This window comes from Cyanobium sp. N5-Cardenillas, from assembly GCF_024345515.1.
In the GTDB taxonomy this organism is placed as follows: domain Bacteria; phylum Cyanobacteriota; class Cyanobacteriia; order PCC-6307; family Cyanobiaceae; genus Cyanobium.
Map to the genome: position 1 here is coordinate 1 of NZ_JAGQBG010000078.1, position 12,233 is coordinate 12,233.

The 12,233-nt window shown below is 68.6% G+C and carries 9 protein-coding genes; all 9 read left to right on the top strand.

The window, feature by feature from the left end:
* On the top strand, window positions 1-1,200 hold a 1,200-nt coding region (gene rlmB, locus KBZ04_RS07990; protein WP_254991423.1), incomplete at its 5' end, for a 23S rRNA (guanosine(2251)-2'-O)-methyltransferase RlmB.
* Window positions 1,201-1,261: 61 nt separating this feature from the next.
* A complete protein-coding gene (locus tag KBZ04_RS07995) occupies window positions 1,262-1,513 on the top strand; it encodes a DUF1816 domain-containing protein (RefSeq protein WP_254991424.1) in 252 nt (83 codons plus the stop codon).
* 30 nt (window positions 1,514-1,543) lie between these two features.
* Window positions 1,544-3,016, top strand: a complete 1,473-nt coding sequence (gene gatA / locus KBZ04_RS08000; RefSeq protein ID WP_254991425.1) for an Asp-tRNA(Asn)/Glu-tRNA(Gln) amidotransferase subunit GatA — start codon at window positions 1,544-1,546, stop codon at window positions 3,014-3,016.
* A 74-nt stretch (window positions 3,017-3,090) separates the two neighbouring features.
* Complete coding sequence (locus KBZ04_RS08005; protein WP_254991426.1) at window positions 3,091-3,489, top strand: YybH family protein; 399 nt, start codon at window positions 3,091-3,093, stop codon at window positions 3,487-3,489.
* A gap of 611 nt (window positions 3,490-4,100) precedes the next feature.
* Window positions 4,101-4,550 (top strand): hypothetical protein, encoded by a 450-nt coding sequence (locus KBZ04_RS08010; protein WP_254991427.1) that lies wholly within the window; start codon window positions 4,101-4,103, stop codon window positions 4,548-4,550.
* A 63-nt stretch (window positions 4,551-4,613) separates the two neighbouring features.
* Window positions 4,614-5,657 carry an HlyD family secretion protein gene (locus KBZ04_RS08015; RefSeq protein WP_254991428.1) on the top strand — a complete coding sequence of 348 codons (1,044 nt, stop codon included), beginning with the start codon at window positions 4,614-4,616 and terminating at the stop codon, window positions 5,655-5,657.
* On the top strand, window positions 5,654-8,410 hold the full coding sequence (rbbA, locus tag KBZ04_RS08020; protein ID WP_254991429.1) for a ribosome-associated ATPase/putative transporter RbbA: 2,757 nt from the start codon (window positions 5,654-5,656) through the stop codon (window positions 8,408-8,410). The genes KBZ04_RS08015 and rbbA overlap by 4 nt, the downstream gene beginning before the upstream one ends.
* 3 nt (window positions 8,411-8,413) lie before the next feature.
* Window positions 8,414-9,535, top strand: coding sequence for an ABC transporter permease (locus tag KBZ04_RS08025; protein ID WP_254991430.1), 1,122 nt, complete (start codon window positions 8,414-8,416; stop codon window positions 9,533-9,535).
* Window positions 9,536-9,602: 67 nt separating this feature from the next.
* A partial coding sequence (locus tag KBZ04_RS08030) for a DNA polymerase III subunit alpha (RefSeq protein ID WP_254991431.1) occupies window positions 9,603-12,233 on the top strand: 2,631 nt, incomplete at its 3' end.

Consider the following 12,233-nt stretch of genomic DNA (forward strand, 5'->3'; position numbering starts at 1 on the left):
CCGGCCCTGTTCCGGGATGCCGACCGCGCCCCGCGGACCATCCAGGGTCGCAGCGGACCGGAGCGGCCGGAGTCCGACGGCTCCGATGTCGATTTTCGCGGTGCCGCGGAGGCCTTCGCCGCCGCCGCCCCGACCGACCTGATCTGGGGCCGCCACACCACCCAGGCCCCCCTGGAGAGCGGCCGGCCGATCCATCGCGTCTGGTGCACCCCCGAGATGCGCTTCAACCCGCGCTTCCTGCAGCTGCTGCGTGAGGCGAAGGCTTCCGGTGTGCTGGTGGAGGAGGTGACCTGGGCGCGCCTGGGCCAGCTCACCGGTGGCGCCGTGCACCAGGGCATCGTGCTGCAGCCCGCCGCCGCCGAGACCCTCGACCTGACCAGCCTGATCGAAGGCTGCCGCGGCATCGGCGAGGCCCCCCTGCTGATCGCGGTGGATGGCCTCACCGATCCCCACAACCTCGGCGCCATCGTCCGCAGTGCCGAGGCCCTCGGCGCCCACGGCATGGTGCTGCCCCAGCGCCGCAACGCCGGCCTCACCGGTTCGGTGGCCAAGGTGGCCGCCGGCGCCCTGGAGCACCTGCCGGTGGCCAGGGTGGTCAACCTCAACCGTTCCCTCGACGCCCTCAAGCAGGAGGGCTACCGGGTGGTGGGCCTGGCGGAAGAGGGAACGGTCAGCCTGGAGGAGGTGGACCTGGAGGGCCCCCTGGTGTTGGTCACCGGTTCGGAAGGGGATGGCCTGTCGCTGCTGACGCGCCGGTCCTGCGACCAGTTGGTGCGCATCCCCCTGCGGGGCGCCACCCCGAGCCTCAACGCTTCGGTGGCCACGGCGCTGCTGCTCTACGAAGTGGCCCGCCGCGGCTGGATGCGGGGCCTGACGGGTTCCGCCCCCGCCCCCAGAATCGTGCGCCCCTCGATGCCGGCGCCGCCCGACCCCGAGCCGCCCAGCGAGTCCGAGCTGCCGGCCCTGGTGGAGCCCGAGTTGCTGACCCAGGTGGAGCCTGAGGCCGCCGCCTTCGAAGCGCCGGCCGAGCCTGTCGCCTGGCAGCACCAGGAAGCGCCTGGCGAGAGCGAGCCTGCTGCCAACGCTCTGCCGGAGGCGGCCCCCCAGGCCCCCCAGGCCCCCCTGTCCGAGGCCCCCCTGGAGACACTGCCCTACCCGCCCGCAGCGGCAACGGGCTTCGAGGGCGACATTCGCCTCTGAACCCGGCAGGGGGTGTGGCACCGACCGCCCCCCAGAATGGGCACCTCCCATCCTCTCCTCCATGAACCCACTGCTCTGGCCCTCGCGCGGCATCGCCAATGGGTTGGGCCTGGCCTGGTGGGCGCGGGTGGAGACCCGCTCCCCCGACGCGGTGTACTGGTTCGGCCCCTTCGTGCGGCGGCGGACGCTGGAGCAGGCTCTGCCCGCCTTCCTGGATGACCTGCGGGCGGAGTCACCGGCCTCCCTGGAGCACCGGTGCCTACGTACCGGCCGCAGCGAGCCGTTCACCGAATCCGCCGATCTGGCCGACTGATAGCGTCCACCGCAGCTGGCTAGCGGTTGGATGGGCATCGCCGAATGGCGGGAGCAGCTTCGGCGGGGCGAGGTGTCGGCCCGGGAGCTCACGGATCGCCACCTGGCGCGCATCACGGCGGTGGATCCCACCGTGCATGCCTTTCTGGAGGTCTCCGCCGAGCGGGCGCGGGCCGATGCCGATCGCATCGACGCGGCCCGTGCCGCCGGTGAGTCCCTGCCCCCCCTGGCCGGCATTCCCCTGGCCATCAAGGACAACCTCTGCACCAAGGGAATCCGCACGACCTGCTCCAGCCGCATGCTGGAGAACTTCGTTCCCCCCTACGAATCCACGGTCACCGAACGTCTCTGGCAGGCCGGTGCCGTCCTGCTGGGCAAGACCAACCTCGACGAGTTCGCCATGGGCAGCTCCACCGAGACCTCGGCCTTCGGTGCCAGCCGCAACCCCTGGAATCCGGACCGGGTGCCCGGGGGCAGTTCCGGCGGCAGTGCGGCGGCCGTGGCCGCCGGCGAGTGCATCGGAGCCCTGGGTTCCGACACCGGCGGCTCGATCCGCCAGCCCGCCAGCTTCTGCGGTGTGGTGGGTCTCAAGCCCACCTACGGCCGGGTGAGCCGCTGGGGACTGGTGGCGTTCGCCTCCTCCCTCGACCAGGTGGGCCCGTTCAGCAGCAGCGTGGCCGATGCCGCCGAGCTGCTGCAGGTGATCGCCGGGGAGGACCCCCGCGATGCCACGTGCCTGCGGGCGCCGGTGCCCGATTACTCCGCCGACCTGGACACACCCATCAAGGGCCTGCGGGTCGGGCTGATCCGGGAATGCTTCGACCAGGAGGGGCTCGATCCCGAGGTGAAGGCCTCGGTGCTGGCGGCCGCCGCCCAGCTGGAGGCCCTGGGCTGTGAACTGGTGGACGTGAGCTGCCCCCGCTTCAACGACGGTATTGCCACGTACTACGTGATCGCCCCGTCGGAGGCTTCCGCCAACCTGGCGCGCTACGACGGCGTCAAGTACGGCTTCCGGGCGCCCGCCACCGAAGCCGGCAGCGACGGCCTGGCGGCCATGACGGCCCGCAGCCGGGCCAGCGGTTTCGGCGAAGAGGTGCAGCGCCGCATCCTGATCGGCACCTATGCCCTCTCCGCGGGCTATGTGGACGCCTACTACCGCAAGGCCCAGCAGGTGCGCACCCTCATCCGCCGCGATTTCGACCGCGCCTTCGAGAGCGTCGACGTGCTGCTGACCCCCACCTCACCCACCACCGCCTTCCCCAGCGGTGCCCACGCCGGCGACCCCCTGGCCATGTACCTGGCCGACCTGCTCACCATCCCCGCCAACCTGGCCGGCCTGCCGGCCATCAGCGTGCCCTGCGGCTTCGACGCCCAGGGCCTGCCGATCGGGCTGCAGCTGATCACCGGCGTGCTCGAGGAGCCCAAGCTGCTGCGGGTGGCCCACCAGTACGAACAGGCGGCCCGGGTGATGGACGCCCGGCCCGCGGCGGCGCTGGTGGCCTGAGCAGCACAATCACCCTCCCGGAAGGGCCTGCCGGCGCCACCTAGGGTTTCACTGCCGATCGGTTGTCGCCGACCATGAACGCGGACGAAGCGGCCATTCGCGACATGCTGGAGCAGTGGGCCGAGGCCACCCGTGACGGACGGGAGGAGGAGATCCTGGCCAACCATCTCAATGAGCTGGTGCTGTTCGATGTGTTGTCACCGTTGCAGTACACCTCAGCGGCGCAGTACCGGGACAGCTGGGAGTCCTGGCAGCCCGACGCCCGGGGCCCGGTGCAGTTCGCGCTTCAGGATCTCTCTGTCCAGGCGGGAGCTGATGTGGGCTATGCCTTTGGCCTGCTCCAGTGCGGGGGGACACTTCCGGACGGACGGACGTTCAGCGATACCGTCCGAATCACGTTCTGCCTGCTCAAGCGGGGTGGCATGTGGAAGGTCGCCCATCAACATGTTTCCAAACCCGTCGAACGGGGCTGATGCAGCGTCCAACCGCCAAGGAGCTACGGAGAAAGCGATGCCTGGCCTTGCTCATGCTCTTGACCTTCGCGGCCCCTGCCGTCTGGGCCGATCAGGACAATGTCCGCTGCCTGAGATCCATCGGAGTCAAGCCTCTGCTTCGAATTCAGTTCGGCCTTCATGGCAACAGCGATTCCAGTGCCTACGTTCTCTATCAAGGCAGTCGTGGGCCCATCCCCTTGAGATTGTTGAAGGTCACGGAGCTCAGAAGGGTCGATGGGGGAAGGCCATCGGAGTTCGAAACCCAGTGGATTGAAGGGACGACAACTCCATCGGCAGGTCGTTATGTCTATACCAATGAAGGGGCTCTGATCGACGACTTTCATTACATCCGCAGTGATGGAAGGGTCTTCAGGTTCGTGGATGATTCCGATGTGCTGGATGCTGGCCGGTGCACCTGGGCACCCCCCTAGACAGCCCCGCTCATGGATGGTTGGCTGCGGATCGATGCATGCGGTTGCATCCCATCGGCCACGCATCCGCCGCAGCGATAGGCCAACGGTCTCGTGCGCCCTGACTAGAGAGGAGGTATGGACAACCTCTCGAATCGGCAGAACAGGTTTTGGCTGACCTTGGTTTCTGCGGCTGTGTTGGCGGTGGCCGGTGTCGTCTTCCTCAACAATCAGCACCAGCAGCGGCTTCAGGCCGAGGCCCGGGTCCAGGCCGCCCAGGATCAGGCCAACCGGGAATCGATGCAGCGGATGGAGGGCGAGCTGACCCTCAAGAACGAGCTGGAGTCCGCCTCCCAGCGGGAGGCCGCCCTGCAGCTGCAGCTCAGGGAGATGGACGCCGGTGCGAGCCGGCTCCAGGCGGCCGATGGCCAGCAGCAGGCCAGGCGCCTGCAGGCGGAGCAGGACCTCCAGGAGCTCCGCACCCAGCGCGCCAAACTCGAGAAGCAGGTCGACTGCGAGCGGATTCAGCTGACGGTGAACCAGCTCGGTGCCAAGGGCGACACCGACCAGGCTCTCAAGCTTCAGACCCTGTGGGCCGTGCCCTGCCCCAACCTCCAGGCGGTCAGTTAGCTGGCTGACGCCACCCCCATCGCCGACCCGATCCCCGGCAGCAGCCGGCGACGCTGGCTGCCCGTGATCCTGGGCCTCGCGCTGGCCGGAGGGGGAGGGATCACCCTCTGGCAGGCGTTGCGGCCAAAGCCACTGGCCGCCGGTTTCGCCAGCAGCAACGGCCGCATCGAGGCCGTTGAAATCGACGTGGCCGCCAAGTTGGCGGGCCGGCTCAAGCAGGTGCTCGGCGACGAGGGGGACTTCGTGGTGCGCGGCCAGGTGCTGGCCCGGATGGATACCGACGTGCTCAACGCCCAGCTGCGCGAGGCCCAGGCGGATCTGCGCAAGGCCACCAACGCCGTTGAAACGGCCGAGAGCACCGTCGCGCAGCGGCGCAGTGAACGCACAGCCGCCGAAGCCGTGGTGGTGCAGCGCAGCGCCCAGCGCAAGGACGCCCTTCAGCACCGCCGCCGCCAGGAGCAGCTGTTCGTCAAGGGGGCCGTTTCGGCGGAGGATCTCGACGATGCCCGCGCCGCCTTCTTCGGCGCCGACGCTGTCGTGGCTTCGGCCCGGGCGACGGCGACGGCCAGCCGTGCCGCCATCACCACGGCCGGTTCCCAGGTGATCGAGGCGCAGTCTTCGGCGGCGGCCGCCCGGGCCCGGATCGAGGGGATCCGATCGAACATCGCCGACAGCCAGCTCAAGGCCCCCAGGGATGGGCGGGTGCAGTACCGCGTCGCCCAGCCCGGTGAGGTGCTGCCGGCCGGCGGCAAGGTGCTCAACCTGGTCGATCTTTCCGATGTCTCGATGACCTTCTTCCTGCCCACCGACCAGGCAGGCCGTGTGCGACTGGGCGCCGACGTGCACCTGGTGCTGGATGCCGCTCCCCGGCTGGTGATCCCGGCGCGGGTCACCTTCGTGGCGGATGTGGCCCAGTTCACCCCCAAGACCGTCGAAACGGCGGTGGAGCGCCAGAAGCTGATGTTCCGGATCAAGGCCCGCATCGATCCAGCCCTGCTCAAACGCCACATCCGCAGCGTCAAGACCGGCCTGCCGGGCATGGCCTACGTGCAGCTGGACCCCCAGGCTTCCTGGCCGGCGGCGTTGGCCGTGAAGGTACCGGAGTGATCCCCCCGGTGGTTCAGCTCACCGACGTGCGCCTGCGCTTCGGCAGCACCTGGGCCCTGGCCGGCGTCAGCCTGGAGGTGGCCGGCGGCGGCCTCACCGGCCTGGTGGGCCCCGATGGGGTGGGCAAATCCAGCCTGCTGGCCCTGGTGGCCGGCACCCGTGCGCTGCAGCAGGGACGGCTGCGGGTGCTCGGTGGCGACATGGCCAGCCCCCGCCACCGCCGCCAGGTGTGCCCCCGCATCGCTTACATGCCCCAGGGCCTGGGCAACAACCTCTCACCCACCCTCACGGTGCTGGAGAACGTCGACTTCTTCGCGCGTCTGTTCGGCCAGGAGCGCGACGAGCGCCGCCGCCGCATCGGGGGCCTTCTGGAGCGCACCGGCCTGGGGCCGTTCGCCCGTCGCCCTGCCCGCCTGCTCTCCGGTGGGATGAAGCAGAAGCTCGGACTCTGCTGTGCCCTCATCCACGACCCCGACCTGTTGATCCTCGATGAACCCACCACCGGCGTCGATCCCCTCTCCCGCCGCCAGTTCTGGGACCTGATCGCCAGCATCCGCGCCGACCACCCCCGCATGAGCGTGCTGGCGGCCACCGCCTCGATGGATGAGGCCGCCCGCTTCGACCGGCTGGTGGCGATGGACGGCGGTCGTGTGCTCAGCAGCGGCACGCCGGCCGAGCTGCTGCTGCGCACCGGTGCCGACACTCCGGAGGCGGCCTTCATCGCCCTGCTGCCGGAAGCCCGGCGGCTGGAGCACCATCCGGTCGTGATTCCCCCCCGTCCGCGTGGGGATGGCCAGGTGGCGATCGAGGCCATCGACCTGTGCAAACGGTTCGGATCGTTCCTGGCGGTGGATCGCGTCAGCCTGCGCATCGAACGGGGTGAGATCTTCGGTTTCCTCGGCTCCAACGGCTGTGGCAAGACGACGACGATGAAGGTGCTGGCGGGTCTGCTGCCGGCCACCTGCGGCCAGGTGCGGCTCTTCGACCGGCCCCTTGACGCGGGCGACCTCGCCACCCGGCGCCGGGTGGGCTATATGTCACAGGCGTTTTCGCTGTATGCCGAGCTGACGGTGCACCAGAACCTGGTGCTGCACGCCCGGCTGTTCCAGGTGCCGGAGGCGGAGATCGCCGGCCGCACCGCCAGCCTGATGGGGCAGTTCGGCCTTGAGAAACTCGGCGATGCCCTGCCCGATGCCCTGCCCCTGGGTGTGCGTCAGCGGCTGTCGCTGGCGGTGGCGCTGGTGCACCGTCCCGAGCTGCTGATCCTGGATGAGCCCACCTCCGGGGTCGATCCGATCGCGCGCGACAGCTTCTGGCAGCAGCTGATCGATCTGTCGCGCACCGATCGGGTCACGATCTTTCTCTCCACCCACTTCATCAACGAGGCCCAGCGCTGCGACCGCCTCTCGCTGATGCATGCCGGACGGGTTCTGGTCAGCGATACGCCTGCCGGCCTGATGGCACGGCGCCACCAGGACAGCCTGGAGGCGGCCTTCATCGGTTACCTCGAAGAAGCGGGCGCTGGCGGCGCCATGGCCCGACCGCCTGGCGCCATCCCGTCGGCCCCGATCGCTGCCCCCGCCGTCGCTGCGGACGACCGCCCGACTCCCCAGCCGGAACGCCTGGGCTTCAGCCTGCAGCGGCTGGGAAGCTACACCCGGCGCGAGGCGCTCGAGCTGGGCCGTGACCCGATCCGCATCACCACTGCGGTGCTGGGAAGCCTGTTCCTGATGGTGGTGATGGCCTTCGGCATGAGCATGGATGTGGAGGACTTGCCCTACGCGGTGCTCGACCGCGACGGCACCACCACAAGCCGGGACTACGCCCTCAACCTGGCGGGCTCGCGCTACTTCATCGAACATCCGTCGCTCGACGGTTACGACGCCCTCGACCGGCGCCTGCGCACAGGCGAGCTGAGCGTGGCGATCGAACTGCCGTCGGGCCTGGGCCGTGATCGTGATCGCGGTGATCCGACGGCGATCGGCGCCTGGATCGACGGTTCGATGCCGATGCGGGCCGAGACGGTGCGGGCCTATGTGCAGGGCCTGCACGCCCAGTGGCTGGCGGTTCGGGCCGGCCTTGACAGGGGGGGAGCCGGACCGCTGTCGCCGGCCCGCATCGAAACCCGCTTCCGCTACAACCCCGACATCAGCAGCCTGGTGGCGATGGTGCCGGCGATGATCCCGATCCTGCTGCTGCTGATCCCGGCGATCCTGGCGGCGCTCTCGGTGGTGCGCGAGAAGGAGCTGGGCACGATCGTCAACTTCTACGCCACCCCCGTCTCCCGGCTGGAGTTCCTGCTGGGCAAGCAGCTGCCCTACGTGGCCCTGGCGATGGTGAACTACGGGCTGCTCACCCTGCTGGCGGTGACCCTGTTCCGGGTGCCCGTCACCGGCAGCGTCCTGGCCCAGGCCACCGGTGCCCTGCTCTATGTGATCTGTGCCACCGGCCTGGGGCTGCTGATCTCCACCCTGGTGCGCACCCAGATCGCCGCCCTGTTCGGCACCGCCGTGCTGACCATCCTGCCGGCCACCTCCTTCTGCGGCCTGCTCGATCCGGTCTCGTCCCTGCAGGGTCCCGGGGCGGTGATCGGGGCGATCTACCCCACCGCCCACGACCTCACCATCTCCACCGGCACTTTCTCCAAGGCACTGGGCTTCGCTGATCTGCTCGGCCCCTTCGCTGCCCTGCTGCTGGCGGTGCCTGTGCTGCTGGGCCTGGCGGTGCTGTTCCTCCGGAAACAGGAGACCTGAGCCATGCGCGCCGCCCATGTGCTCCATCTGGGGGTCAAGGAGCTGTGGAGCCTGGGCCGCGATCCGATCATGCTGCTGCTGATCGTCTTCGTGTTCACGGTGTCGGTCTACACGGGGGCCACGGTGCTGCCCGAAACGCTGCACACCGCCCCGATCGCGATCGTCGATGAAGACCGCTCACCCCTGTCGCAGCGCATCATCGCCGCCTTCGCACCCCCCTACTTCCAGGCGCCGAAGCTGATCGCCCAGGCCAGGATGGATGGGCGCATGGATGCGGGGCTCGACACCTTCGCCCTGGTGATCCCCTCCGGCTTCCAGCGCGATGTGCTGGCGGGCCGCTCACCGGCCGTCCAGCTCAACGTGGACGCGACCCGGGTCAGCCAGGCTCTCACCGGCAGTGGCTATGTGCAGGCGATCATCGCCGCCGAGGTGCTGACCTTCGTGCGGCACGACCAGCCCAGCCCCTTGCCGCCGGTGGAGCTGGTGGTGCGGATGCGCTTCAACCCCGCGCTCACCAAGACCTGGTTCGGGGCCGTGAACAAGGTGATCGACAACATCACCCTGCTGTCGATCGTGCTCACCGGTGCCGCCCTGATCCGCGAGCGCGAACGGGGCACGATCGAGCATCTGCTGGTGATGCCGGTGACGCCGTTCGAGATCATGGCCAGCAAGGTGTGGTCGATGGGCCTGGTGGTGCTGGGGGCCGGGATGCTCTCGCTGGTGTTCGTGGTGCAGGGTGCCCTGGCGGTGCCGCTGGCGGGTTCCCTGCCCCTGTTCGCGGCCGGCGCGGCGCTTTACCTGTTTGCCGCCACCTCGCTGGGCATTTTCCTGGGCACCTTCGCCCGCTCGATGGCCCAGTTCGGTCTGCTGCTGATGATGGTGCTGCTGCCGTTGCAGATGCTCTCCGGCGGAGTCACACCGCGGGAAAGCATGCCCGCGCTGGTGCGCACCGTGATGCTGGCGGCACCCAACACCCATTTCGTGATGCTGGCCCAGGGCATCCTCTTCCGCGGCGCCACCCTCGCGGTGGTCTGGCCCCAGTTCCTGGCCCTGGCCCTGATCGGCACGCTGTTCTTCGCTGTGGCCCACGCCCGCTTCCGCAGCGCCATCACGGCGATGGCCTGAACCACCAGATCTGGTGGTGCCGCCGGTAAGGTGGCCGCAACATGTGGTGGCGCTGCCCTCCGACGCCGTGGCCTTCGTTCCGCTCCACAACCACAGCGATTACAGCCTGCTGGACGGGGCCTCCCAGCTTCCGGCGATGGTGGAGCGGGCCGTCGAACTGGGTATGCCGGCCCTGGCCCTCACCGACCACGGGGTGATGTACGGCGCCATCGAGCTGCTCAAGCTCTGCACCAAGGCGGGCATCAAGCCGATCATCGGCAACGAGATGTACGTGATCAACGGCTCGATCGACGATCCCCAGCCGAAGAAGGAACGCCGGTACCACCTGGTGGTGCTGGCCCGCAACGCCGTCGGCTACCGCAACCTGGTCAAGCTCACCAGCATCAGCCACCTGCGCGGTATGCGCGGCCGGGGGATCTTCGCCCGGGCCTGCATCGACAAAGCCCTGCTGCGGCAGTACAGCGAAGGCCTGATGGTGGCCACCGCCTGCCTGGGCGGCGAGATCCCCCAGGCGATCCTGCGGGGGCGCCCCGATGTGGCCCGCGAAGTGGCCGCCTGGTACCGGGAGGTGTTCGGTGACGACTTCTACCTGGAGATCCAGGACCACGGCGGCCTCGAGGACCGCATCGTCAACGTCGAGATGGCCCGCATCAGCGCCGAGCTGGGCATTCCCCTGGTCGCCACCAACGACGCCCACTACCTCACCAGCCACGACGTCGAGGCCCACGACGCCCTGCTGTGCGTGCTCACCGGCAAGCTGATCAGCGACGAGAAGCGCCTGCGCTACACGGGCACCGAATACATCAAGAGCGAGGCGGAGATGGCCCGGCTCTTTGCCGACCACCTCGAACCGGAGGTGATCGCAGGCGCCATCGCCACCACCGCCAGGGTGGCGGAGAAGGTGGAGGACTACGACATCCTGGGGCGCCAACAGATGCCCCGTTTCCCGATCCCCGAGGGCCACACCGCGGTGAGCTACCTCAGCGCGGTGAGCCACCAGGGTCTGCGGGACCGCCTCGGGATCGCTGCCGACGCCGCCATCGATCCGGCCTACGGGGAGCGGCTGCAGTTCGAGCTGCAGGTGATGGAGCAGATGGGCTTCCCCACCTACTTCCTGGTGGTCTGGGACTACATCCGCTTCGCCCGCGAGAACGGCATCCCGGTGGGGCCGGGTCGGGGTTCGGCCGCCGGTTCGCTGGTGGCCTATTCCCTCGGCATCACCAACATCGATCCGGTGGAGCACGGCCTGCTGTTCGAGCGCTTCCTCAACCCGGAACGCAAGTCGATGCCTGACATCGACACCGATTTCTGCATCGAGCGCCGCGGCGAGGTGATCGATTACGTCACCCGCCGCTACGGCGAGGACAAGGTGGCCCAGATCATCACCTTCAACCGCATGACCTCCAAGGCGGTGCTCAAGGACGTGGCCCGGGTGCTCGACATCCCCTACGGCGAAGCCGACCGGCTGGCCAAGCTGATTCCCGTGGCCCGGGGCAAGCCGGCCAAGCTGGCCGAGATGATCGGCGCTGAGTCGCCGGTGCCGGAATTCCGCGAGAAGTACGAGAACGACCCCAAGGTGCGCCACTGGGTCGACCTGGCCCGCCGCATCGAAGGCACCAACAAAACGTTCGGTGTCCATGCCGCCGGGGTGGTGATCGCCGCCGAACCCCTCGATGAACTGGTGCCCCTGCAGCGCAACAACGACGGCCAGGTGATCACCCAGTACTTCATGGAGGACGTCGAGGCGATGGGCCTGCTGAAGATGGACTTCCTGGGCCTCAAGAACCTCACCATGATCGAGAAGACGCTGGATCTGGTCGAGCAGAGTGTCGGCGAGAGGATCGATCCGGACGCCCTTCCCCCCAATGACGAGCAGACCTACGCCCTGCTGGCCCGGGGCGATCTGGAGGGCATCTTCCAGCTCGAATCCAGCGGCATGCGCCAGATCGTCCGCGATCTCAAACCCTCCTCCCTGGAGGACATCTCCTCGATCCTGGCCCTCTACCGGCCGGGCCCCCTCGATGCGGGCCTGATCCCCAAGTTCATCAACCGCAAGCATGGCCGCGAGGCCATCGATGTGGCCCACGCCAAGCTGGAGCCGATCCTCAAGGAGACCTACGGGATCATGGTCTACCAGGAGCAGATCATGCGGATCGCCCAGGATCTGGCGGGCTATTCCCTCGGTGAAGCCGACCTGCTGCGGCGGGCGATGGGCAAGAAGAAGGTGTCGGAGATGCAGAAGCATCGCCACCAGTTCGTCTCCGGTGCCACCGAACGCGGCGTGGAGGCGGCCATCGCCGAGGCGCTGTTCGACCAGATGGTGCTGTTCGCCGAGTATTGCTTCAACAAGAGCCACTCCACCGCCTACGGCGCCGTCACCTACCAGACCGCCTACCTCAAGGCCCACCATCCGGTGGCCTACATGGCGGCCCTGCTCACGGTGAATGCCGGCACCACCGACAAGGTGCAGCGCTACATCGCCAACTGCCAGGCGATGGGCATCGAGGTGATGCCGCCGGACGTCAATGCCTCCGGCATCGATTTCACCCCCGTGGGCAAGAAGATCCTCTTCGGTCTCTCCGCCATCCGCAACCTGGGCGATGGCGCCATCCGACAGCTGATCGAGTCCCGCGCCAGCGGCGGCCCCTTCCTGCACATCGCCGATCTCTGCGACCGGATCCCGGGCCAGAAGCTGAAC

Coding starts and splice junctions, on each gene's coding strand:
- KBZ04_RS08025 (WP_254991430.1), top strand. CDS start 8,414: ATGCGCGCCGCCCATGTGCTCCATCTGGGGGTCAAGGAGCTGTGGAGC.
- KBZ04_RS07995 (WP_254991424.1), top strand. CDS start 1,262: ATGAACCCACTGCTCTGGCCCTCGCGCGGCATCGCCAATGGGTTGGGC.
- gatA (WP_254991425.1), top strand. CDS start 1,544: ATGGGCATCGCCGAATGGCGGGAGCAGCTTCGGCGGGGCGAGGTGTCG.
- KBZ04_RS08005 (WP_254991426.1), top strand. CDS start 3,091: ATGAACGCGGACGAAGCGGCCATTCGCGACATGCTGGAGCAGTGGGCC.